Source organism: Marinobacter psychrophilus (assembly GCF_001043175.1).
Classification (GTDB): domain Bacteria; phylum Pseudomonadota; class Gammaproteobacteria; order Pseudomonadales; family Oleiphilaceae; genus Marinobacter; species Marinobacter psychrophilus.
Map to the genome: position 1 here is coordinate 609367 of NZ_CP011494.1, position 22371 is coordinate 631737.

General features: G+C 54.3%; 23 protein-coding genes. 6 read left to right on the forward strand and 17 right to left on the reverse strand.

From position 1 onward, the window contains the following. Positions 1-6: 6 nt before the first annotated feature. A complete protein-coding gene (gene cls / locus ABA45_RS02670; RefSeq protein WP_048384234.1) occupies positions 7-1437 on the reverse strand; it encodes a cardiolipin synthase in 1431 nt (476 codons plus the stop codon). Positions 1438-1616: 179 nt separating this feature from the next. Here cls and ABA45_RS02675 point away from each other — a divergent pair, with 179 nt between their 5' ends. Together ABA45_RS02675 and ABA45_RS02680 are read left to right on the forward strand one after the other, a co-directional pair. Next, positions 1617-2426, forward strand: coding sequence for an alpha/beta fold hydrolase (locus tag ABA45_RS02675; protein WP_048384235.1), 810 nt, complete (start codon positions 1617-1619; stop codon positions 2424-2426). 127 nt (positions 2427-2553) lie between these two features. Next, entirely contained in the window at positions 2554-3534 is a 981-nt protein-coding gene (locus tag ABA45_RS02680; RefSeq protein WP_048384236.1) for an NADP-dependent oxidoreductase, read from the forward strand. 4 nt (positions 3535-3538) lie between these two features. On the opposite strand, the gene ABA45_RS02685 is transcribed toward ABA45_RS02680, so the two are convergent. After that, positions 3539-5389: a cation:proton antiporter gene (locus ABA45_RS02685; RefSeq protein ID WP_048384237.1), complete on the reverse strand. Its 1851-nt coding sequence runs from the start codon at positions 5387-5389 to the stop codon at positions 3539-3541. 18 nt (positions 5390-5407) lie between these two features. Beyond that, positions 5408-6199 carry a tRNA cyclic N6-threonylcarbamoyladenosine(37) synthase TcdA gene (tcdA, locus tag ABA45_RS02690; RefSeq protein ID WP_048384238.1) on the reverse strand — a complete coding sequence of 264 codons (792 nt, stop codon included), beginning with the start codon at positions 6197-6199 and terminating at the stop codon, positions 5408-5410. A gap of 200 nt (positions 6200-6399) precedes the next feature. Between tcdA and ABA45_RS02695 the strand changes: the two genes are divergently transcribed. Next, positions 6400-7131 carry an SDR family NAD(P)-dependent oxidoreductase gene (locus tag ABA45_RS02695; protein ID WP_048388616.1) on the forward strand — a complete coding sequence of 244 codons (732 nt, stop codon included), beginning with the start codon at positions 6400-6402 and terminating at the stop codon, positions 7129-7131. Positions 7132-7176: 45 nt separating this feature from the next. Here ABA45_RS02695 and ABA45_RS02700 read toward each other — a convergent pair whose 3' ends face one another. From ABA45_RS02700 to glnK, 5 genes are all read right to left on the reverse strand, one after another. Continuing rightward, on the reverse strand, positions 7177-7818 hold the full coding sequence (locus tag ABA45_RS02700; RefSeq protein WP_048384239.1) for a ChrR family anti-sigma-E factor: 642 nt from the start codon (positions 7816-7818) through the stop codon (positions 7177-7179). After that, the gene (locus ABA45_RS02705; protein WP_048384240.1) at positions 7815-8414 is read right to left on the reverse strand and encodes a sigma-70 family RNA polymerase sigma factor; all 600 of its coding nucleotides are present in this window, start codon (positions 8412-8414) and stop codon (positions 7815-7817) included. Before ABA45_RS02705 ends, ABA45_RS02700 begins: the two co-directional genes overlap by 4 nt. 185 nt (positions 8415-8599) lie before the next feature. Next, positions 8600-8728 carry a hypothetical protein gene (locus ABA45_RS19550; protein ID WP_264753024.1) on the reverse strand — a complete coding sequence of 43 codons (129 nt, stop codon included), beginning with the start codon at positions 8726-8728 and terminating at the stop codon, positions 8600-8602. Positions 8729-9110: 382 nt separating this feature from the next. Further along, complete coding sequence (locus tag ABA45_RS02710) at positions 9111-10379, reverse strand: ammonium transporter (protein ID WP_048384241.1); 1269 nt, start codon at positions 10377-10379, stop codon at positions 9111-9113. Between the two features lie 72 nt (positions 10380-10451). Further along, positions 10452-10790: a P-II family nitrogen regulator gene (gene glnK, locus ABA45_RS02715; protein ID WP_007350272.1), complete on the reverse strand. Its 339-nt coding sequence runs from the start codon at positions 10788-10790 to the stop codon at positions 10452-10454. A 410-nt stretch (positions 10791-11200) separates the two neighbouring features. Between glnK and ABA45_RS02720 the strand changes: the two genes are divergently transcribed. The 3 genes from ABA45_RS02720 (at position 11201) to trmB (ending at position 13858) form a co-directional block, all read left to right on the forward strand. Continuing rightward, the gene (locus ABA45_RS02720; protein ID WP_048384242.1) at positions 11201-11452 is read left to right on the forward strand and encodes an accessory factor UbiK family protein; all 252 of its coding nucleotides are present in this window, start codon (positions 11201-11203) and stop codon (positions 11450-11452) included. Positions 11453-11480: 28 nt separating this feature from the next. Then, a complete protein-coding gene (locus ABA45_RS02725) occupies positions 11481-13016 on the forward strand; it encodes a YifB family Mg chelatase-like AAA ATPase (protein ID WP_048384243.1) in 1536 nt (511 codons plus the stop codon). A gap of 101 nt (positions 13017-13117) precedes the next feature. Continuing rightward, on the forward strand, positions 13118-13858 hold the full coding sequence (gene trmB, locus ABA45_RS02730; protein ID WP_048384244.1) for a tRNA (guanosine(46)-N7)-methyltransferase TrmB: 741 nt from the start codon (positions 13118-13120) through the stop codon (positions 13856-13858). Between the two features lie 64 nt (positions 13859-13922). On the opposite strand, the gene ABA45_RS02735 is transcribed toward trmB, so the two are convergent. The 9 genes from ABA45_RS02735 to proC form a co-directional block, all read right to left on the reverse strand. Further along, the gene (locus ABA45_RS02735) at positions 13923-14483 is read right to left on the reverse strand and encodes a hypothetical protein (RefSeq protein ID WP_048388619.1); all 561 of its coding nucleotides are present in this window, start codon (positions 14481-14483) and stop codon (positions 13923-13925) included. A gap of 82 nt (positions 14484-14565) precedes the next feature. Beyond that, positions 14566-15717, reverse strand: coding sequence for a radical SAM family heme chaperone HemW (gene hemW, locus ABA45_RS02740; RefSeq protein ID WP_048384245.1), 1152 nt, complete (start codon positions 15715-15717; stop codon positions 14566-14568). Next, the gene (gene rdgB, locus ABA45_RS02745; RefSeq protein WP_048384246.1) at positions 15714-16325 is read right to left on the reverse strand and encodes an RdgB/HAM1 family non-canonical purine NTP pyrophosphatase; all 612 of its coding nucleotides are present in this window, start codon (positions 16323-16325) and stop codon (positions 15714-15716) included. Before rdgB ends, hemW begins: the two co-directional genes overlap by 4 nt. 22 nt (positions 16326-16347) lie before the next feature. Further along, positions 16348-16803 carry a DUF4426 domain-containing protein gene (locus ABA45_RS02750; protein WP_048384247.1) on the reverse strand — a complete coding sequence of 152 codons (456 nt, stop codon included), beginning with the start codon at positions 16801-16803 and terminating at the stop codon, positions 16348-16350. Next, a complete protein-coding gene (gene metW, locus ABA45_RS02755) occupies positions 16800-17405 on the reverse strand; it encodes a methionine biosynthesis protein MetW (RefSeq protein WP_048384248.1) in 606 nt (201 codons plus the stop codon). The genes ABA45_RS02750 and metW overlap by 4 nt, the downstream gene beginning before the upstream one ends. Then, positions 17402-18550: a homoserine O-succinyltransferase MetX gene (gene metX, locus ABA45_RS02760; protein WP_048384249.1), complete on the reverse strand. Its 1149-nt coding sequence runs from the start codon at positions 18548-18550 to the stop codon at positions 17402-17404. The genes metW and metX overlap by 4 nt, the downstream gene beginning before the upstream one ends. A gap of 114 nt (positions 18551-18664) precedes the next feature. Continuing rightward, entirely contained in the window at positions 18665-20629 is a 1965-nt protein-coding gene (locus tag ABA45_RS02765; RefSeq protein ID WP_048384250.1) for a dynamin family protein, read from the reverse strand. Positions 20630-20884: 255 nt separating this feature from the next. After that, positions 20885-21469 (reverse strand): YggT family protein, encoded by a 585-nt coding sequence (locus tag ABA45_RS02770; protein WP_048384251.1) that lies wholly within the window; start codon positions 21467-21469, stop codon positions 20885-20887. Positions 21470-21494: 25 nt separating this feature from the next. Beyond that, positions 21495-22325, reverse strand: coding sequence for a pyrroline-5-carboxylate reductase (gene proC / locus ABA45_RS02775; protein ID WP_048384252.1), 831 nt, complete (start codon positions 22323-22325; stop codon positions 21495-21497). Positions 22326-22371 lie beyond the last annotated feature (46 nt).

Genomic DNA, 22371 nt, shown 5'->3' on the forward strand with positions numbered 1-22371 from the left:
AGCGGTTTATAGCAGCGGTGCGGCAAGGCGTATGGCGCGGCAGGTAATTCGAAACGCTAGGGACCTGTCGCGATAATCGCGCTCGTCCATCAAGTGGGACTGTTTGAAGTCCTCGGTCAGCATCGCGTCTACTTCCTCGACAAACTTGCCTGATGTGTTGATCGCCGTAATTTCGAAATTCAGGCGCATGGAGCGGTTGTCCAGATTAGCCGTGCCGACCGCGGTGTAGCGGTCGTCCACCAGAATCACCTTTTGGTGCATGAAGCCGGGCTGATAGCGATAAATCTGAATGCCGGCCTGGCAGGCTTGTACCAGATAGGAATAGGCCGCCAGGCCAATGATGCGGCTGTCGGATTTTTCCGGAATTAAAATTCTGACGTCTATCCCTCTCAGCGCCGCCAGTTGCAATGCGTTCATCACCTGAACATCGGGCACGAAATAAGGTGATGCAATCCACACCCGCTCGCGGGCATTGTTGATGCAGTTGAGGAAAAACAGCGTACAGCTTTCCCAACTGTCGGCGGGCCCGGTAGGCAGAATCAGAATTCGTTCGTCACCGGGGGTATTGTGATGTGGCGCCCAGTTCAGCTCTGGAAAGGTGTCGCTGGCCCAGTTCCAGTCTTCTAACCAAGCCAGTTGCAACCCGGTTACCGCGGGGCCTTCAATACGGCAGTGGGTGTCGCGCCAGGGTTCCTGTTCCATGGCGGCGCCCAGATACTCGTCTGCCAAATTAATACCGCCAACAAAGCCTACTTTGCCATCACAGACCAGAATTTTGCGGTGATTGCGAAAATTCATCTGAAAGCGCCAGCGGCGCACATTGCCATCGTCAAAGGCGGCGGTGTGGGCGCCGGCTTGTGTCAGTTCCCTGATGTATTTGCGAGGCAAGCCAAAGCTGCCAATGTTGTCGTGTAAAAACCACACATTCACTCCTTCCGCCAGCTTGCGTTCCAGAATGGACTTTATGCGCTGCCCAACACGGTCAGAGCGCACAATGTAGAACTCCAGCAAGATGTAGTGCTGAGCGTTTTCCATGCAGTCAAACAGGGCGTCGAAAGTCGCTTCGCCGTCGCGTAATAAAGTGCTGTGATTGCCGTCCGTAAACGGCTGGCGTGCCAGCTTGCTGAGTACCTGAAGTTCGTCGCTGAAATGGTGGTGCGCTGGTGAGCGTAACGAGGTTTCTTGCTGTTCAAACCGGTTCAGCAGATTGGTCAGCGCGTCGTCGCCCATGCGTCGCGCTTTAATGTACCCACCAAAGCGCGAACGTCCAATAAGCAAGAACAATGGCAAGGTAATCCACGGCAGTGCCAGTAAGGCGAAAACCCATGCCAAAGCCCCCTGGGCCGTGCGATACGTCATCAGGATCCGGTAGATGCACATCAGAGATGCCACATACACCAGAGCAACAATAACGGCAATCAGAGAGAATTCGGGCATCTGGGTTCCTGCATTGGCGGGCACGGCGGGCGCGGTGTTGTAATGAGTCAAGATAGCATGGCGTCTGTCATCGGGCACTGCATGTGGCACTGCGGCCGGTGTGAGGAGCGCAGGATCTTTGTCGATGTGGCTGTTCCAGTGCTAATCTAGCGACCAAAAGCGTCGCAAGGAAATCTCTGATGACTGTTGAACTCAATGCCCGCCAAGCCGGACCTGCCGCATCCGGGCGTTTGCCATTAATTGTGTTGCACGGGTTGTTCGGTTCGCTGGACAACTTGGGCGGGATAATCCGTCGTTTGGAAGACCGTTGGCAGATTCATGCCCTGGATCAGCGTAATCACGGCCAGTCGCCCCACACCGACACCATGGACTACCCAGCCATGGCGGCGGACGTAATAGCCTACATGGACAAGCAGGGCCTTGAACGCGCTTGCGTGTTGGGCCATTCCATGGGTGGCAAAGTGGCGATGCAACTGGCATTACTGGCGCCGGATCGAGTTGACCGGGTGATTGTTGCCGATATTTCGCCGGTCGCTTACACACCGCGCCACGATGCCATTCTTGAAGGGCTCAAAGCCATGGACTTAAGCGCGGTAGGCTCGCGCACCGAGGCGGACCGACAGATGGCAAACTTTGTGGTCGACGCCGGCGTTCGCCAATTTCTGCTGAAAAATTTGGAACGTATTCCGAAGGACCAAACGATTGAAGGCGGGCCGGTCTTTCGCTGGTTGCTGAACCTGGCGACAATCGAGCGTTGCTATTCGCAGCTCGCCGATGCTCCGCAAGGTGAAGGCCCGTTTGAAGGGCCGGTGCTGTTTATTAAAGGCGCCGATTCGGCGTATCTGCAAAGTAAGCATAAAGACATCATTTTGCAGCTGTTCCCCAATGCCAGCGTAAAGGTGATTGAGGGCACAGGCCATTGGCTGCACGCCGAAAAACCGGACACCTTTGCTACCTTGTGTGTGGACTTTCTTGCCACTGACGATTGAGTCAATATAAGGCTAAGCGTGATGTCTTGAATGAAGGGGCACACCGCCTTATCTGATACACTCAAAATGCGCAGAGTTCACTATTATCTCTGCCGAACTATGACTGACCCCCTTGCCGGAGCACCCCATGGAAGACACCGTTAACACCAGCATGCGAAAAGTAGTTTACGAGGAGTTTGGTGACCGTGATGTTTTACAGCTTGTTGATGCTCTGGTGCCTGAGCCTCAGGCGGGCCAGGTGCTGGTCAAGGTCCACGGCGCCGGCCTTAACCCGATTGACTGGAAAACCCGCAAAGGCTTGGGCTTTGTGGCCAAGCAGCTGAGCGAACAAGATCTGCTGCCGTGGACGCCGGGTTATGATCTGGCCGGTGAAGTTGTCAGCGTAGGCGATAATGTAAACACCTTGGTACCAGGGGACCGGGTGATGGGGTTGGCAGGTTTCGCCCTGACGGGCGGCAGCTATGCCAGCTATGCGCTGGCCCAGGCTGATGAACTGGCCATTGTGCCGGAAAACCTGGATTTGGTGACTGCCGGGGCGTTGCCGTTGGCAGCGCTGACTGCCTGGCAGGCGTTATTCGAGGTGGCTGACCTACAGTCCGGTCAAAAAATTCTGATTCACGCCGGCGCCGGCGGTGTCGGGCACCTGGCCGTGCAATTTGCCCTGACCCAAGGCGCCCACGTCATTGCGACCGCCTCGAAGGACCACCACGATTTTCTGGGCCGCCTGGGTGTGCACGAAATCATCGATTACACCACCACCGACGTAGCTCAGGAATGTTTTGGCCTGGATGTGGTGTTGGACCTAGTGGGCAGCGATGCTGGTCGGCGTTCTTTAAACTGTTTGGGTGAAAAAGGTGTGCTGGTAACGGTGCCCACTGTGACCGCAGATGTGATTATCTGTGCCGCCGAAGCCATGGGCCTGAGAGCGCACGGCATGACGGTGCGCCCGGATGTGTTTCATCTTGAGGAAATCGCCGAACTGATTGAAGACGGCGATGTCACCGTTCATATCGAAAAGGTGTTTTCACTGGTCGAGGTCGCTGCCGCCCACGAGTTGCTGGAAGGCGGCCACGTTTGCGGCAAGCTGGTACTGGACTGCCGCGATTGATTGGTTATTTTGCGCCATTACCTTCGGCGTTTTCACGGTCTTTGCGTTCTTTGCGCTCTTTTGGTGCGCGGTCCGGAACCAGGCTGATCAGCGTAGAATTCTCACCGGGCTTGATTTTGTCCATGGATTTCACTGGGGTAATGCGGCCTTTGCCATCAAACATAAACAGTACTAGGGCCTGGCTCTGGTACTTGTCCAAAAAGTTTTGATAGCTGAACTCATCGCTAAGCTCGGTGGTTTTTACCGAGTAGCCCTGGCTTGCCAGGCTGGCCAATTTGGCGTAGCTGACGCCGTTGAAAAGGCCGCGTGTCTGTTGGATTTTTTCGGCTGTTTGATGACGCGCTTTCTGGTCCTGATCGCCTTCTGCCAAGCTATACACGCTGTTGTCACCAAACCAGTCCAGAAAGTGATAGGTGGCTAGGGAATTCATGTGTTTGTAAGGTGAAATAACCAGCAGGTTGCCGACTCCGGTCAAATCCAGCTGGTTAGACGCGTGCTCAGACACCGGGTTACCAAAGTACACCTGCAGATTCTCCATTCGCGCCTGGCGCACGTTCTCCCAGTTGGTGTCCGCAAGCACCACCGGGACCTCGTGTTTTTTTAAGGTAAGACCAATCATGCGCGCCACCGGGTTGGCCCCCAGAATCAGAAACCCGAACTCTGACGGCTCCGCCACATTTAGTAGGTTTGCCAGTGGCCGAGCGGTCAGACTCTGAATGGTTACGGTGGCAATAATTAACATGAACACGAGCGGTACAATAGCGCCTGCGCCATCATAGCCTACTTTTTGCAGTTGGAAGGCGAACAGTGCAGACACCGCCGCGGCAACAATGCCCCGCGGTGCTATCCAGCTTAAGAACAGTTTTTCGCGCCAGTTCAGATTGGTACCAATAGCCGATAGAAAAATGCTCAGAGGCCGCGCTACCAGCATCAATATGGCTAATACCCAGGCTAAGCCCCAGCCCAAGTCGGCTATTGCAGAAAATTCGATGCGCGCCGCCAGAATAATAAACAGTGCGGAAATCAGCAGTACGCTCAGGGATTCCTTGAATTCCAGAATGCTGTCGACTGGCACCTGTTTCATATTCGCCATCCAGATACCCATGATGGTCACCGTCAGCAGGCCGGACTCGTGCGCCAGTTCGTTCGACAGTGCATACACGCCGAGCATGAAGGTCAGCGTGCCGGCATTGTGCAGGTATTGGGGTATCCAGTGTTTACGTAGCACCTGACCATTCAAATAGCCCGCTGCCGCACCTAAAAAAGTGCCTACCGCGATGGTTTTGGCAAAAATATACAGTGAGTGGCCAAACACATTGCCCTGACCCCAAGACACAATGCCCTCGAACACCAGTACTGCCAGCAGGGCGCCAATGGGGTCAATAATAATGCCTTCCCATTGTAGAATATTAGCGAGTTTCGAGCTGGGCCGGACCGAGCGCAGCAGTGGCGCAATCACGGTAGGGCCTGTAACAATGGATATGGCGCCAAACAGCAGGGCGATTTCCCAAGAAATGCCCAGAATATAGTGCGTCGACAAGGTGCCGATGGTACCCGTAACAATCGCGCCAATGGGGAGCAAATTGCGAACCATTTTGCCGTGGCCGCGAATTTCGGCAAAGCGCAGCGTTAGGCTACCTTCAAACAGGATAATGGCCACAGCCAGTGACACCATCGGAAATAGCAGGTCGCCAAACACATCTTCGGGATTCAAATAGCCTAGTACCGGGCCCGACACAATACCGCCAGCCAGCAAAAACAGTATGGCTGGCATACGTACGCGCCAGGCCAGCCATTGGCAAAACAGTGAAAGCACACCGATAGAAGCGAGCAGCCAAACAGTGCTTACGGGCATAGAAATCGGTTCCGTGAATTAGGGTTGGGCGCGTTGTGCGATTTTGTTAAGCAGCCGCGAGGCCGCAAAAAAACCGAAGCTGGCAGTCACCGGGCTGGCGGCACCAAAGCCGGTGGCGCAATCGAGCCGAACCGGGCCCGCGTTAACCGGTTTTTGCAGGCAGGTTGTACCGTCGGCGGCGGGATACGTCAGCTGTTCCAGCGAGTATACGGCTTCTATGCCAAAACGCCGTTGCGGATTACGTGAAAAACCGTACTGTCGGCGCAGCAGGTTGCGCACTTTGGCCAGCAGCGGGTCTTGGGTAGTTTTGCTTAAATCGGCCACGCGAATTTGAGTTGGGTCCATTTGTCCTCCGGCGCCCCCAGCACACACAATCGGCAGCTTGTTGCGCTGGCAGTAAGCCAATAAAGCGGTTTTTGGCCTCACACTGTCGATAGCATCGATGACGCCGGTGATGTCGGCGGTTATCCGTTGCGGGATGTTATCGATAGTAATGAACGCAAACTGGGTGCGAATATCGGCGGCAGGATTGATGGCCCGCAAACGCTCGGCCATGGCATCGGTTTTAGTTTTACCGTACTGTCCACTGAGCGCGTGCAGTTGGCGGTTAGTGTTGGATACACAGATATCGTCCATATCAATTAACGTTAGCGTGCCAATGCCGCTGCGAGCCAAAGCTTCTGCTGCCCAAGAACCCACTCCACCAAGGCCGACAATGGCAATGTGGGCTTGGCGAAAGGCCTCAAGTGCACTGCGGCCATACAAGCGCTCAATGCCGCCAAAGCGGAAGGCGTAATCGTCGGCGTTCATAATCTCTCCAATGGGCTTTAGCCTGCTATTGTAACCCAGCGCTGGCAGATACAAAAAAGCTGAAATAATGAAGTAATGGCGCGGAACATTGGCTCTTTGAGCTTTGGCAGGCGTAACAATTATTGCTCGAAGCACAGCTTAGCTCTGCATGGCAACAAACAGCCGTGCACGATTCTTTTAAACGGACCTTGGTGAATGCTATGCGAATTTTGATAGCGGGTGTGTCTGGCGCGATTGGCGCAGCGCTGGCCGAAAAACTTGGGGCTCGAGCTGATGTTGAGATTATTGGCCTTTGCCGTCAGCCGGGAAAAGCGCCGGCGTTTCTGCACGAGCAACATCAGGTATTGGCTTGGGATGCAGAAAAACCCGAGGCCCTAGGTCAGGTTGCCGCGGAATTAGCCGCTACTGTGCCAAAAGCAGAAGGGCTGGATATGATTATCTACGCTGCAGGCATACTGCACGGAGAAAATATGAAGCCAGAGAAACGCTTGGAAGATTTGCAGGCCAGTTCCCTGGTGCGGGCTATGGCGGTGAACGCCAGTGGCTTTGGGTTGCTGGTGCAAGCATTATTACCTTGGCTGCGGCACAAGCGCACAAAGCGCATTGTGGCGATTTCCGCCAAGGTAGGTGGCATTGGCGACAACCGCTTGGGGGGTTGGTACGCCTATCGTAGTTCCAAAGCAGCGCTGAACATGTTGGTAAAAACGCTGTCTGTAGAGCTACCCAGGCGCATGTCGCCGGTGGTCTGTATTGCGTTACATCCAGGTACAACTCATTCGGCATTGAGTGAGCCATTCTCTCAATCGCTGGCTAACTTGGAAGTACACGATCCCTGTGAAACCGCTGCCAACCTGTTAACCGTGATTGACCACATTGACGAATCGATGAATGGCAGCTTTTTATCGTGGGACGGCAACATACTGCCTTGGTAAAGACAGCGTGCTAATAGTGATTTTATTGGTTAATACGTAACCTGCTCAGCTCATGAAAGGGTTGAGCAGCCGGGTAAAGGTACCCGTTAGTTTCAGCGGTGCACTAAGCACTGACAATGTAATGCAATCTTCGTGGCCAACAGCGATCGGGCGGTGATTGTCATTCACGTCAAGCACTGCAAAATCCCACTGATTGAAGATACCGTTCTGGTCAGAAAATGCACCCTGCAAGACGATCGTGGTCTCGGTTCCACGGTGGGTGTGGGCAGGCGCTTTGCCTCCAGAGGACAATTTTTGCAATACCACCCTCTCTGCCTGTCCGGGGAAACGATCAGTTACGTCAAGCATGCTGACATCGCCCAGTTGGCGCTTCCAAGGCAAATCGTTGATGTTGCAACCCAACAACTTCTCAATAAGGTCTCTGCGCTTCTGCTGGGTTTCTACAGGCCCTATGTTGTTGTCAATACAGGCAAGAATCGCGTCGAAGGTGGACACAGCCGGCTTGGAACTTTCAGTCAAGGGTTGTTGTTCCAACATTACTGCACCCAAGCTCTCTAAAGTGTCTACCCTACTGCTGCAAAGCGGACACCTTTCAAGATGTAACCGTATGCATAGGGCGTGAGGATCAGACAACGTACCCGCACTGAATTCCATCAGGCTTGTACCTTCGGGGTGATGCCGTGTCATTGGTTTTGATCCTGCAAAATCACTTTAAGTTTGTTGAGTGCCAGACGGACCCGGCTTTTTACTGTTCCCAGAGGTATTCTCAGTTCGTCAGCAACCATCTGATGAGACTTGCTTTCCATATACACTTTGGCAATGACAGTCGTTTGTTCTTCTGGTAACAAACTAAGAGATTCACGTACTCGGCGCTCCGACATCAAACGAACCAGCGACGTAACGGGCTCGTTTTCGTGATCGCCCGGGATCTGCCACAGATCTTCAGTCTCTACCGATATTTCAGCGCTGATACGCTTCATTTTGCGTAACATATCAATACGCTGGTTTCGCGCAATGGTAAAAATCCAGGTAGATGCCGCCGCTTTGCGCCAATCATAAAGACACGACCGGCGCCAGATCGATACAAATACTTCCTGCACAAGCTCTTCTGCGTGATTCGCCATGCCGTTGGCCATGGCGTAATACTTAATCTGCGGGCCGAAGTGCTCGAACAGCTGGTGATAAGCTTGCCGGTCTTGGTTTTTCCCTACTTTTACCAACAGGTTACTCCAAGGGTCGTTACGCCCTTCGGATTTAACCGACTTCTGCTCCAGTGTTGTCACCGGATGCTCCTTGGCTGTTGCATGATTTGAGTTAGATTTTGTCATCATACTATGAACTCATTCAAGGCTTGTAAGACATTAATTTACGCCCTGTTGATATGCCCGGATCACCATCCGCGGTGGTTTACCCCCTAAAACCTGGAAAATTGTTGGTGATGTTTGGCGGCGACGGCTGCCGCTTCGAGCTACTCCACCACCCAGATCCGCTTCAGCGTCAGCTCTTCGGGGTTAAACTGGTACACGCTTATGCCACCGGTGGACTGGTGGCCCATAGCTAGAATGCCCGCTTCTGGGGATGGGGCTGATGGTGGCATGGGTCTTGACTGAGTTGCCAGCGAACTTTGCAACAGGGCTCTACGTTTTGTAACGCCAAAGTACAACGCCGGGAAAATTGGATGAAAAAACGCAGATCACTGACCGGAGGAACGGTAGGCGTTTTATCTGTAGCAGGGCGCTTATCAACGACACGGTCGCCCTTACCCGCTGTTATAAGAAATCGTTGTCCGACAGGTCAAGATTCAGAAGTTTGCCGCTCCCCCTCAGGCTAGGGCTGTGGCATTTTGACTTAATACTGCCCAAGGAATCTTCTTCCCTGTTCTTTAACCTGGGAAGAGTGCCAGATTTCTAAAATGAAGGCCTCAAAACGCGAAGGAGCGCCCATTTGGGCGCTCCTTGTCACTGGTGTTCGCAGCTTTACTATTTGATGCTGACAAACTCCGGATAGGCTTCCATGCCGCATTCGACAATATCGACGCCCTCGTACTCTTCCTCTTCGCTGACGCGTAAGCCCATGACAGCCTTAATGATGCCCCAGGTAACCAGGCTGGCCAAGAATACCCAGCCAAATATGGTGGCTGCGCCAATCAACTGGCCACTGAAGCTTGCGCCACTGTTGGTGATTGGTACCAGCAGCAGGCCCAGCAGACCACAAACGCCGTGTGCTGAAATAGCGCCGACCGGATCATCAATTCGCAGTTTGTCCAGACCAATAATGCTAAATACGACTGCTATACCGCCGAGCGCACCCCAAAGGGTTGCCTGCAGAGCCGTTGGTGTGGATGGCTCGGCGGTGATAACCACCAGGCCAGCGATAGCGCCGTTCAGCAACATGGTCAAGTCTGCTTTACCAAACAATATGCGAGCGGTAATCAGCGCGGCAATAGAGCCACCCGCAGCAGCGGCATTGGTGTTTAAAAACACCATGGCAACCGAATTGGCACTGGCGATATCACCCAGTTTAAGTACCGAGCCGCCGTTAAAGCCGAACCAGCCCATCCAAAGAATAAAGGTACCAAGAGCTGCCAGAGGCAGGTTGGCGCCGGGAATAGCGCGGATTTCACCGTTCGGACCGTACTTGCCTTTGCGTGCTCCGAGCAGAATTACGCCTGCCAGAGCGGCTGCAGCACCGGCCATGTGCACAATACCGGAGCCGGCAAAGTCACTGAAGCCAAGGTCACCCAGGTTATACAGGCCGAACACATCATTACCGCCCCAAGTCCATGAACCTTCCATTGGATAAATAACGCCGGTCATTACGACTGCAAATGCCAGGAATGCCCAGAGTTTCATGCGCTCGGCTACAGCGCCGGAGACTATGGACATAGCCGTCGCTACAAACACCACCTGAAAGAAAAAGTCTGATGGAGCAGAGTAGATGGAACCGCCTTCAAAACCGTCTTCACGGCCGGCAAAGTCGGCAAGTACTGAGGCTGTGTCTGTTTCACCAATGCCTGCCAGCAGGATTGAGCCGTCATACATAATGGCGTAGCCACAAACAAGATACATGATGCAGGCAATAGAATACAAAGCCACGTTTTTGGTGAGAATTTCGGTGGTGTTTTTGGCGCGTACCAAGCCAGATTCAAGCATGGCAAAGCCTGCGGCCATCCACATGACCAAGGCACCGCACACCAGGAAATAAAAGGTATCCATCGCGTACTGTAATTGAAAGACGTTGCTTTCCATAAAGACCCTCCGCACAAGGCTCTGTTTAATAAAAAAGGTTTTTGCGTTGGCAGTTAAGGCGAGAGAGCGAGTTTAAACCGCTTCTTCGCCGGTTTCGCCGGTACGAATCCGGATCGCCTGCTGCAGCTCGGTCACGAAAATCTTGCCGTCACCGATTTTTCCAGTGTTGGCGGCTTTAGTAATGGACTCGATTACTTGGTCCATCAGATCATCGCCAATGGCGACTTCCACTTTCACTTTGGGCAAGAAATCCACTACGTATTCGGCGCCACGATACAGTTCGGTGTGGCCCTTCTGGCGCCCGAAGCCTTTAACTTCTGTAACAGTGACACCCTGAACACCGATCTCGGACAAGGCTTCACGCACGTCGTCCAATTTGAATGGCTTGATGATTGCTGTAATCAGTTTCATTGATTTCTCCTTGGTAAAGCTGTTCCAACTGGCAGCGCCATGGGGCTGCTGACTGGGACCGGGATGCGGCCACCCCGCACGGCAATTGTGCGGATTGTGTATGGGGCTTTAGCATCGGATGTGCCAACGCAAAAAAATAGTTTAAAAACAAATGGATAAAATTAATTCTCTGGTCCTAGGCTGGCTTTACCTGCACCATATCAGTGCGTTTTTAGCGTCATGGGATCATAATGGCGCGTTCGACTACAGTCCTCGCCTTCTTATTGCTCTGTGGGATCACCTCCACAGTCTCAGTATGGCAGGGCAGGCGGTGTGATACACTGATCGGTAATAATTCTGCGATAGATAAGGCCTTTGAAGCCGCTGCCGCAAAGCTTGTTTAAGCGTGTTTACATAAATAAGGGGTGTTCATGAAAGGTCCACAGGACATTTTTTCCCAACTGCAGGGTCGGTTTGGTCAATTCGTACCGGATATGGCCCGTGCTGCCAAAGACGACTTTGAAGCACAGGCGCGGGCCAGTGTTGCCTCAGTATTGTCGCGTCTTGAGTTGGTTACTCGTGAAGAGTTTGATGCCCAGCAAGCGGTATTGTTGAAAACCCGCGCCATGGTGGAAACACTGGAAGCCCGCGTAACCGAACTGGAGCAGTCAACCAAAGGCTGACGGAAAATAATAACCATGGAAGGTTACTATGCTTGCTATTGTTCAAACCCGCGCCTGTGTTGGCGTATCTGCGCCGGCGGTCAGCGTTGAAGTGCACCTGTCCGGCGGTTTGCCTGCACTGTCGATTGTAGGTCTGCCAGAAACGGGCGTGCGCGAAAGTAAAGAACGAGTGCGCAGCGCCCTGATTAACGCCGGTTTTGATTTCCCCGCACGTCGTATTACCATCAATCTTGCCCCCGCCGACCTGCCCAAAGAGGGTGGCCGTTTTGACTTGCCAATTGCCCTTGGCATTTTGGCGGCTTCTGGCCAAATTCCGGCCGCGGCGCTGAGCACCTGCGAGTTTGTCGGTGAGCTGTCGCTAGATGGCGCATTGCGCCCGTTGAAAGGTGTATTACCGGCGGTTCTGGCGGCCCGCGCAGAGGGCCGCCAACTTTTGGTGCCCCAAGCCAATGCCGCCGAGGCAGCATTGGCCAGTGAACACGACGTACTGGCCGCCAGCCATTTGTTGGCTGTGTGCGAACATTTGCATGGTCGCGCTCGGCTTGTGCCGCTAGCGCCTGCGGATTTAAGCGGCGCCAACAGCGGACAAGCGACAATTGGGCCGGATTTAGCCGATGTTCGGGGCCAACAGGTGCCGCGCAGGGCGTTAGAGGTGGCCGCTGCAGGCGGTCACAATCTATTGTTTTTTGGCCCGCCTGGAACCGGTAAAAGCATGCTCGCCAGGCGTCTGCCGGGCATTATGCCGGCGCTTGCCGACACCGCTGCGATGGAAGTGGCGAGTGTGCATTCTGTAGCCGGCCTGACAGTGGCCGAGGGCGGTTGGCGCCAGCCGCCTTTTCGGGCGCCACACCACACGGCTTCGGCGGTGGCTATGGTCGGTGGCGGCAGCAGTCCGCGGCCCGGGGAGATTTCTTTGGCTCATCGCGGCGTGTTGTTTTTGGACGAACTTCCAGAATTTGAACGGCGGGTGCTGGAAGTGCTGCGTGAACCTATGGAAACCGGCGAAATTCACATCAGCCGAGCTGCACGCCAGGTTACATTCCCCGCCCGCTTTCAGGTTGTCGGTGCGATGAACCCGTGCCCCTGTGGTTACAGCGGCCATCCCACTATCGAATGCCAGTGTAGTCCCGCCCAAATTGTTCGTTATCGCTCGAAGATTTCTGGCCCGTTGTTGGACCGTTTCGATTTGCACGTAGAAGTGCCGGTGCAAGGTGGTGATGTGTTTATGCAGCACGGTGAGCCCGGCGAGAGCAGCGCTCAGGTGCGGGCGCGAGTCGTAGCGGCTCGTTGCTTGCAGAACGCCAGAGGTGCGTTGAACGCCGAGTTGTCGGGCAAGGCGCTGCAAACGGCTTGTCAGCTTGATAGTGACAGTGAGCAACTGCTATTGAGGGCAATGGAAAAACTCGGGCTGTCTGCTCGTGCCTTGCATCGGATACTACGGGTGGCACGTACACTGGCGGACCTAGATGCCAGTACTGACGTAGCCCGCGCCCATCTGGTGGAAGCCTTGGGCTATCGGCAGCTAGACCGCCGCAACGGTCAAAGCTCTCTGGTTTCGTCTTGAGCTGCAGTCGTTAGCTCACCTTGTACTCTGGTGCTCAGGCGTCTGGTAAACTGGCCATATCGATTCGCCAGAATCCGCCAGCAGCAGTTTAAGGATGCATGATGACTGAAGAAAATACCCCAAAGGATCACGCCAAAAACGGCCGTTCCGAAGAGTCCCCGGTAACCACCCGCCGTGGTGTACGCAGTTTTGTGTTGCGTCAGGGCCGGATGACTGAGGGCCAGCGCAAAGCCTACGAACGCAACTGGCCCAAATTCGGTCTGACTCGAGAACACGGCATGATTGATCCGCGTCAGGTGTTTGGCCGCGATGCCATGCTCAATCTCGAAATAGGTTTTGGTATGGGGCGTTCGCTGGCGGATATGGCTGAGGCCGCGCCAGAGCAGGACTTTATCGGTGTGGAAGTGCACCTGCCGGGCGTAGGTGCTTTGCTGAAAGAAATCGCTGATCGTGGATTAGAAAACATCCGCATTTACAGCATTGATGCCAACGATGTGATCGACCTGTGTCTGGCGGATGCCTGCCTTGACCGGGTAATGGTGTTTTTCCCGGACCCCTGGCACAAAAAGCGCCACCATAAGCGCCGCTTGGTGCAGCAGGAATTTGTTCAACGTCTTCGCCACAAGCTTAGAGTTGGAGGCATTCTGCACTTGGCGACCGATTGGGAAAATTATGCCGAACACATGATGGAAGTGATGGCTGATTCGGAAGGCTTCGCCAACACCCAGATTGAAGGTGGTTTCTCGCCAAAGCCGGAAGGCCGCCCGGTGACTAAATTTGAACAACGCGGTGAACGCCTGGGCCACGGTGTCTGGGATTTGTTGTTTTATCGCACCAACTAATAAGCAGCCAGCACAACACCCGGTTACGGTTCGTTGGCCGTCGTTTTTGAACATGCTTGCCAGTTCACGCGTGAGTAAGCGGATGTCGCCGGGCGGCGCGAATAATCACTAGGCCTGCACTGCCCAGTAGCAAACCGGTAAATTTCACCAGCGCAGAAAATGTGGCAGCCAGGCTGAACAGGTCGTTTGGCTCTTTCAAATTGTTCAGTAGCAACAGGTTTTCAATGCAATCGCTGACGGCCGCCAACGCAAAGAGAATAAGCACCCAGCGGCCTGCTGTGCGCTCGCGCACACCGGGGCGGTCTATCAGAAGCCGGCGGGTTAGTAGAAACAAGGTAATGGAATAGAGCGCAACCATTAAGAAATCTAAAAGTAACGAGATTCTAGCCCACGCCTGTTGTTGCGGGCTCCAGCTTTGCAATATATCGCGGGTATATGCGGCGTTGCCGGCCAGTTGTAAATTAACAATACCTTGAGGCGCTTGGGGCGTATGGAGCAACTGGTTGATCAGCAGCAGGGCGATAGCGAGAAGTGCTGACAGCGCAAAGCCGACTTTCAGTCGCTCAGAGAGGCGCCGCCGAGTGCGCTGACTGTCAGGCGTGCGTTGAATTGGGGCAGATTTCATCGGGTGTGCTCCCTTGCCGCTGGCGCCGAGATTATTGCCGCCATCATCATCACTGGCATCACGTTGCAATCACTACAGCCGTCTACAAAAACCGCTGCAGCAGGCTGTTCAAATAGCGTTGGCCGAGTTCGGTGGCCTGAATGCGTTGAGGGTGCACTAAACCCTCCTGCCTTAATGTTTCAAGTTGTACCGCAATCGTGCTTAAGGGTAAACCTGTGCGTTGTTGAAACAGGTTTTCGGGCACGCCCGCGCCAAGGCGCAGCGCGTTCATCAGAAACTCCAGCGGCCGCTCTGCCACTGCTATCGCCTCACTGCCGGCGGTGCGGCTGCCTATTCGATTTAAATAGGCTTGCGGTTGGCGGGTTTTCCAGTAGCGCAAAATTTGGCCATCCGGCTGACTGATCTTACCGTGTCCTCCGGCGCCCAGGGCCAAATAGTCGCCAAACGTCCAGTAATTCAGATTATGGCGCGATGCCATATTCTGTTGGCTCCAGGCGGATACCTCGTAATCGGTAAAACCGTGGCTGCGCAGGTAGTCGCCGCCTTGGCTAAAAATATCCCATAGCCGATCGTCGTCTGGCAGCTCTGGTGGCTGGCTGTAGAACTCGGTGTTGGGCTCCACCGTAAGTTGATACCAGGACAAGTGCGGTGGTTGATACGATAGGGCCTGAGCCAGATCGTCCAGTGCCTGTTCAGGCGTTTGACCAGGCAAGCCGTGCATAAGATCGATATTGAAGTTGTTAAAGCCGGCCTGGCGCGCTGCTGTTATGGCGTTGTGGGCGGCCTGGCTGTCGTGAATGCGCCCAAGCACCTTTAGGTGCTCTGGGTTAAAGCTTTGCACACCTATCGACAGCCGGTTGATACCGGCCTCGCGGAACGCCTCAAAACGGCCCTGCTCGAGAGTGCCAGGATTTGCCTCTAGGGTGATTTCAGCGTCTGCCGCAAATTCCAGCTTTGTTTTTAGCTGGCGAAACAAATCTCTGTAAAAACCACCGCTCATCAGCGATGGCGTGCCACCGCCAATAAACACCGTTTGTATGATGCGGCCTGCGGCCAGGTGTAAATCCTGATCAAGGTCGTCCAGCAGCGCCTTTAAATACGCGCTTTCAGGGATGTCCCCGGTAATAGCATGGGAGTTGAAGTCGCAATACGGGCATTTGCGCACGCACCAAGGCACGTGCAGATACAGGCTCAGCGCAGGCTCAACGGCCGCAGGTGTCGGGTCTAAGCTCAAGAGGCGTCCAGCAGTTCGCGCTTCAATTGTTCGGCCATCATCGCTAGGGCCTTGCCGCGGTGGCTAAGCTGGCCTTTTTCAGCGCGGCTTAACTCAGCGGCGCTGCAGTTGCGCTCAGGCACAAAGAATATCGGATCGTAACCAAAACCGCCGGCGCCTGAAGCCTGGCGCAATATATTGCCGTGCCATTGGCCGTGGCACACCAGCGGCGTAGGGTCATCGGCGTGGCGCAAGTAAACCAGCACGCTGTGGAATTGGGCGCTGCGTTTGCCGTCTGGCACATTGGCCATGTTGACTAACAGCGCATTCAAGTTGTCTGCATCGCTGGCGTCGTCGCCGGCATAACGCGCTGAGCGCACACCCGGCTGGCCGCCCAAGGCGTCTACAGCTAAGCCGCTGTCGTCTGCCAATGCTGGTAGGCCGGTAATACGGGCCGCGTGGCGGGCTTTCAGAATGGCATTTTCCACAAAGGTGACCGCCGGTTCTTCGGCTTCACCCACGCCCAGTTCGCCTTGGGCAACGGGCGCCAGCCCCAATGGGGCCAGAAGATCATTGAATTCTGCAATTTTGCCAGGGTTGTTGCTGGCAATAACCAGTGTCTGGGGCATTGAAGGCTCAGTTGTTAGAGGCTTAGTCGTTAAACAAAGCTTGGGAAAATCGTACAGGCAGTTCTTGGTCGTGACCCGTTGGGCGCGCGGTAACATTGAACGTCAGTAATTCAGCCGTGCCATACTGGTACTCGGCAATAAAGTATATCGCGCTGCCTTCTTGTATGCGGCGAAATGCCAGAAAGCGAACTTGTTGAATGTCGTTGGTGACTCGGCCCTCAACCTGGCCAGCCACCGGCGACAAAGTACCGTCGGCGCCGGTTTGCATAATGGCAACGTTCACAATGCCGATACTTTTACTGCGTTGCAATTTGTTTTCTTTCGCTATTTCCGGTGTCAGGAAGGTGCTGGGTAGCACGCTCCAGGAAACGGTGTATTCACCGAAGTTCTTGCTGTCGGCTTGGGCCAAACCGGCGAAGCACAAAATTAACAGCGCAAAAGCCGAGCGTATAAAAATCGAATGTTTGGCAATCATCATTGTGAATTCTCCTTTGTGATGCGGTAAATCGCAATTTCGCCTAGCAGGTTTGGCCACAAACGGGCCACCCAGCTGTTCTGGTGCTGGCCGTCTACAACCTTGCGGCTGGTGATGCGTATGCTTTTCTGGCGGCACAGAGCTTCAAAGTCTTGGAACGTACACAGCCGTATGTTGGGGGTGTTGTACCACTTATACGGAAGCGCTTCGGATTCGGGCATGCGCCCGCTCAATGCCAATCCCCAACGCAGGCGCCAATGGGCAAAATTGGGAAAGGTCACTATGCCTTCGTTGCCCAGACGCAGCATTTCGTCCAGTACTTTGTCGGGCCGGCGGACCGCTTGCAGGGCCTGGGTCATCAGCACGACATCAAAGCTGTTGTCGTCAAAGTTGGCCAACCCCTGGGTATCGAGGTTCTGTTCTATCACTGATACGCCGCGGCTCATACAGTGTGTGATATACGCCGGATTAATTTCCAGGCCGTAACCGCTTGCGCCGCGTTCGCGTTGCAGAAAATCGAGCAGCGTGCCGTCACCGCAGCCCAGGTCCAATACGTGATGGCCCGGTTTTATCCACTGTTGGATAATTTCAAGATCGGCTCTCATGCTCCAACCTCCCGCGCGACACGGTCCATATAGGCGGTAAATACATCGGTATAACGTGGCGTGGGAATCAAAAACCCGTCGTGGCCCCAGGGAGCATCAATTTCAGCGTAACTGACTTTGCGGCGTGCGGCGATCATGGCTTTAACCAACTCTTCAGAGCGCTCTGGTGCAAAGCGCCAGTCGGTGCTGAAGGACAACACCAGGAATTCGCACCGTGCGCCCTGCAGGGCTTTGGCCAGGTCGCCACCGAATTCGTAGGCGGGGTCGAAGTAGTCCAAGGCCTTGGTCATTAACAGGTAGGTGTTAGCATCGAACGATTCGGAAAAGCGTTCGCCCTGATAGCGCAGATAGCTTTCAACTTGAAATTCCGCGTCGTAACCGAATTTGTAGGCTGTTTCACGTAACTCACGGCCAAACTTTTCGCCCATGGAAGCGTCAGACAGATAGGTAATGTGGCCTACCATGCGCGCCAGCATCAAACCGCGCCGGGGTAGCGTAAAATTGTCGCTGTAGCGCCCTGCGTGAAATTCCGGATCACTCGTAATAGCCTGTCGCGCTACCTCGTTAAAGGCAATGTTCTGAGCGCTCAGACGCGGCGTTGACGCGATAACTGCCGCGTGGCGTATGCGCTCGGGATAGGTAAGGCTCCATTGCAGTGCTTGCATGCCGCCTAGCGATCCGCCCACCACCGCAGCCCAGCATTCTATGCCGAGCTTGTCGGCCAGCCGCGCCTGGCTGTTGACCCAGTCAGTTACCGTGACAACTGGAAAGTCCGGGCCATACAGTGAACCCGTGTCCGGGTTGGTGCTGCTGGGGCCGGTGCTGCCGTGGCAGCCCCCCAGATTGTTAAGGCTCACCACAAAAAAACGGCGGGTATCAATGGGCTTTCCGGGACCAATACAACTGTCCCACCAGCCTGCTTTGCGTTCGTCGGCGCTGTGATAACCAGCAGCGTGATGATGGCCGCTAAGGGCGTGACAAATCAAAATCGCATTGCTGGCGCCGGCATTCAGTTCGCCATAGGTTTCCACTACCAGCTCATAGCGGTTCAGCACCTTGCCGCAAGCAAGCTCCAGCGGTGTATCAAAATGGTAGGTCTGCGGGGTAACAAGCCCAACAGAATCTGCGGGCAATGGATCGGGCATTGGCGCGATGACTTCCTGGCTGGAATCGAGAGATACGGATGCGCCACAGAGGAACGGCGCTCGAGCGTTTTAGTGTAAAGGCGGCAGCAGCGAGCTGCAACTGCCGCCGGTGAATCACCTAGCGCTGGAAAGGTTAACTGCTTTTTGATGAGCGAGGGATGGTGCGGGCTTGCGAATTTGACGGTGTATGGCTTCTGCCAGTTCTAGCTGGCGCTGCAGATTGCTGATGGCATCCTGAAGGCGCTTTGTTTCGGCCCGGCCGTGGCGATCATTGTTTGCCAGCTCTTTTAACCGTCCGATTTGGTGTTGCAGCAGTTGTTTTTGTTCAAGCGTGTACTGCATCACCGGCAGTAGCGCTTGTCGTGGCCAGCGTTCCGCGTCTTTTTGCGCTATCAGATAGAGATTACGCACTTCGTTAATCATCAGGTTGGAAAACCGCCGCACCAGCACTGACTGTTCGGTGAGCAAATTGCGGGGGTTGCTGCGAAAGCTCTCTGATTTCTGGCGCAGCTTGCGGATGGCGATTACATGACGGCCAGCCCGGAAGGGCGTTGGCTCTAAGTGGCGAGCACCTGGGTCATCGCTGTAGCGTTTGTAAATGGCCGTTACCATGCGCTCCGCAAGCCTGCTTTCGGTCAGCAGGTGGGAAAGATCGCCTTCCAAACCGTCAAAAAACTGATCTATTGCTCGGTTCATACCCATTGTGGTCCAGCTTTTGGACATGTTATCGCGCACCTGGGTCACCTGGGCATCAAAATGTGTCGCAGCTACCAGCCCTTGCAGGGTTGCGCCCTGAGCCTCCACCAGGCGGCGACTTGACCGCAGAATGATCAGTTTTTTATGGTAGAACTCGTAATCGATCTGGGTTTTTTCCGCCAACCGTTTCAGCCGCGCTCTGTCGGGGGACGGCCCGCTGCAGGCCTGCTGTTCCTCGTGCATCGCGCTCAGCTGGCTATGAAGAGCGACTTGGCTGTTCTGAAGCATAGCGAGCAGGTCATTGACCAGGTCGCTGTTAATCAGCTTTTCTTTGTGTGTCAGAATGCGCTGAATAATCAGTTCTTCAAGTTGTTCGATCCCTGAGCGCTGGAATAGATCAAAATCGTTTTTTATGCGCCCGATCAAGCCCTGTTTGGCCGACACGGGAATCACATCTTGTGGTTGAATACCTAGATGGTTGGCGCTGTAATCGCGTACTCTTTCGATGGCTTGTCGGGTAATTGCTTCACCTTGAAGCTCGTCCCACAGCATGTCTATCTTATTCATCACCGCAAAGCGACCGGCACGGTGATCGGCTTGGTCGGTGGCAATAAAGTCATGCCAGATGGCCAAATCGCTAGCGGTTACGCCGGTGTCGGCGCTGAGTACAAATATGATGGCGTGGGCTTTTGGCAGCAGGCTGATGGTCAGTTCCGGTTCAGAGCCCAAGGCGTTCAGGCCTGGAGTGTCCAGAATGCGCAGGCCGCGTTCAAACAGCGGGTGGCGAATGCTGATCTGCGCGTTACGCCAGGCCGGTATTAGAACCTGGCCCGGATTGGCACGGTCGAGCTCCAGCATTTGCTCGTCGAAGCCCAATGTGCGTGCTGCAGCAAGTGTGACGCTTTTTACCCGCGCCACTTCTTCTAACATTTGACGCATTTGGTCCGGGGTTTCCGGGTCTAGCTCATGCTTTAACCAGCGCTCGGGTTGGGCCCGCAGCTGCTGCAATGAGAGTTCTCCCATGCGGGTTTCTATGGGCAACAGCAGTAAATAGTTTTGCTGATGGATGCGGTCAAAAAATAGTTCGGTAGGGCACATAGTGGTGCGTCCGGCCTGGGAGGGCAGCATGCGCTGACCGAAGTCTGAAAAGAACAGAGCGTTGATGAGTTCGGTTTTACCGCGGGAATATTCGCCGACAAAAGCGATGGTTAGCTCGTCTTCCATCAGAAGCTGCAGGCCTTCGTGAATACGCTCACTGATGTCGTCAGAAAAAAGTTGGTTATCTTGTAGCCACAGACGGTAGCGGCCGATCTGCCGGATCAGCTCTTTTTTCCAACTGTGATAAATTTCTACTTGGTGAGACAGGGCCCCATGAGGTGTCATCGTAGAGTCCTTGAGCATGTTCGAGCCGCACCGGAACGAAAGGCGAAAGCCATGGCGCATGACTTTTGATGTTACTACTGACACGGGCAAAATATGTAGCCCATCAAGCGACATTTTATTTTGAAAAAATGATTAAGTTGGCAGAAATAAGGCCTTAAAAATAAAAAAACCCGCTGAATCAGTAGATTGATTCAGCGGGCTGGTGCAGCGTTGCGACTTTTTTGATTATTAAAAAATGCAATTATGAGACTTGGGTTACATTCCTGCCAGCAGCGCTGGCATGCCGGTGGCTACCTTCATGTGATTAATCATCACAGTAACTACCTGCAGTATCAGAAAGACAATAATAGGCGACAGGTCCAAACCGCCCAGTGATGGCACCACTTTGCGAACCGGGCGCATTACCGGTTCGGTAATCTGGGCCACCAACTGTATCGCTGGGTGGCTGCTGCCGGGTGCGATCCAACTAATAACCACGACGGCAATCACCGCCCAGAAATACAGACTTGCTACCAGTCCCGCCACATTCAACACGGACCAGGACAATAACCACGCCGGATTGAACAGCGCAGCGCCGGCGTCATACAGCAGCAACACCAAGGCAAAGGTGATGGCCTGAATTAGTATGACCAGCACGATAGCTGCACCGTCAATACCGCCCCAGCCGGGAATCACCTTGCGCACAACACGCAGCGGAGGATTGGTGACCTTCACCACGAACTGCGAAATGGGATTGTAAAAATCGGCTCGCGCCAGCTGTAACAAAAACCTTAGCAATACCAAGGTCATATAGAATGACGACGCGATCGACAAAATTGTGAGCAGAATCTTCGGCAGCATCAGCGGGTGTCTCCGTTTGCTATGGTTATTTACCGGCCAGTTCTTTGGCCATTTCCTGGGAGCGGGTATAGGCCGCGGAGTAGGCTTTTTGCACCAGTTCGCGCAAACCGCCTTGCTCGAAAGTATTCACCGCCTGCTCGGTAGTGCCACCGGGTGACATTACATTACGTTTGAGTTGCGCCGGTTCCAGGTCACTGCGAGCTGCCATTTCTGCGGCACCTGCCATGGTTTGGATGGCCAGTTCACGGGCTGTTTCTGCCGCCATGCCAGCGTTAGTGGCGGCTTCTTCCAAAGCTTCCAAGATTAAGAAAAAATAGGCGGGGCCACTGCCAGACAATGCGGTTACTGCGTGTAATTGTTCTTCCTGCTGCACCCAGTTGGCAGAGCCTACGCTGTCAAAGATGGCGGCAACGTCGTTTTTTTGTTGTTCGCTGACCCGTGAGTTGGCAAACAAGCCCGCGGCTCCTTTGCCCACCAGTGACGGCGTATTGGGCATCACCCGCACCATGGGTACGCCGCCGCCAAGCCATCCGTCGATAGTGTCGGCGGTCAGGCCTGCGGCGATTGAAACCATCAGTGGCCGGGTATTGCGCACCACCGCGGCAATATCTTCACACACACTGGCCATTACTTGAGGCTTTACCGCCAATACAACAACGTCAGATTGTTGGGCGCAGTAGCGGTTGTCGGTGGTTACGCTGATGCCGAAACGCTTGCGCAAGCCTTGCAGATGCTCGTCGTCTGGGGCGCTGACCCAAATTGCGCCGGCTTTATAGCCATTATCCAGCATGCCGCCAATAATCGCGCTCGCCATATTACCGGCACCAATAAATGAAATGGTCGGTGATTTGCTCAAGATTCACTCCAGGGTTGGACCCAATCGAAAAATGGTTGTGCCTGCT

Coding starts and splice junctions, on each gene's coding strand:
- ABA45_RS19550 (WP_264753024.1), bottom strand. CDS start 8,728: ATGCCACCATCAGCCCCATCCCCAGAAGCGGGCATTCTAGCTATGGGC.
- tcdA (WP_048384238.1), bottom strand. CDS start 6,199: ATGAACGCCGACGATTACGCCTTCCGCTTTGGCGGCATTGAGCGCTTG.
- ABA45_RS02770 (WP_048384251.1), bottom strand. CDS start 21,469: ATGCTGCCGAAGATTCTGCTCACAATTTTGTCGATCGCGTCGTCATTC.
- ABA45_RS02675 (WP_048384235.1), top strand. CDS start 1,617: ATGACTGTTGAACTCAATGCCCGCCAAGCCGGACCTGCCGCATCCGGG.
- ABA45_RS02725 (WP_048384243.1), top strand. CDS start 11,481: ATGCTTGCTATTGTTCAAACCCGCGCCTGTGTTGGCGTATCTGCGCCG.
- glnK (WP_007350272.1), bottom strand. CDS start 10,790: ATGAAACTGATTACAGCAATCATCAAGCCATTCAAATTGGACGACGTG.
- ABA45_RS02750 (WP_048384247.1), bottom strand. CDS start 16,803: ATGATGATTGCCAAACATTCGATTTTTATACGCTCGGCTTTTGCGCTG.
- ABA45_RS02710 (WP_048384241.1), bottom strand. CDS start 10,379: ATGGAAAGCAACGTCTTTCAATTACAGTACGCGATGGATACCTTTTAT.
- ABA45_RS02685 (WP_048384237.1), bottom strand. CDS start 5,389: ATGCCCGTAAGCACTGTTTGGCTGCTCGCTTCTATCGGTGTGCTTTCA.
- ABA45_RS02700 (WP_048384239.1), bottom strand. CDS start 7,818: ATGACACGGCATCACCCCGAAGGTACAAGCCTGATGGAATTCAGTGCG.
- ABA45_RS02765 (WP_048384250.1), bottom strand. CDS start 20,629: ATGACACCTCATGGGGCCCTGTCTCACCAAGTAGAAATTTATCACAGT.
- ABA45_RS02735 (WP_048388619.1), bottom strand. CDS start 14,483: ATGAAATCTGCCCCAATTCAACGCACGCCTGACAGTCAGCGCACTCGG.
- ABA45_RS02720 (WP_048384242.1), top strand. CDS start 11,201: ATGAAAGGTCCACAGGACATTTTTTCCCAACTGCAGGGTCGGTTTGGT.
- trmB (WP_048384244.1), top strand. CDS start 13,118: ATGACTGAAGAAAATACCCCAAAGGATCACGCCAAAAACGGCCGTTCC.
- metW (WP_048384248.1), bottom strand. CDS start 17,405: ATGAGAGCCGATCTTGAAATTATCCAACAGTGGATAAAACCGGGCCAT.
- ABA45_RS02695 (WP_048388616.1), top strand. CDS start 6,400: ATGCGAATTTTGATAGCGGGTGTGTCTGGCGCGATTGGCGCAGCGCTG.
- rdgB (WP_048384246.1), bottom strand. CDS start 16,325: ATGCCCCAGACACTGGTTATTGCCAGCAACAACCCTGGCAAAATTGCA.
- ABA45_RS02680 (WP_048384236.1), top strand. CDS start 2,554: ATGGAAGACACCGTTAACACCAGCATGCGAAAAGTAGTTTACGAGGAG.
- cls (WP_048384234.1), bottom strand. CDS start 1,437: ATGCCCGAATTCTCTCTGATTGCCGTTATTGTTGCTCTGGTGTATGTG.
- metX (WP_048384249.1), bottom strand. CDS start 18,550: ATGCCCGATCCATTGCCCGCAGATTCTGTTGGGCTTGTTACCCCGCAG.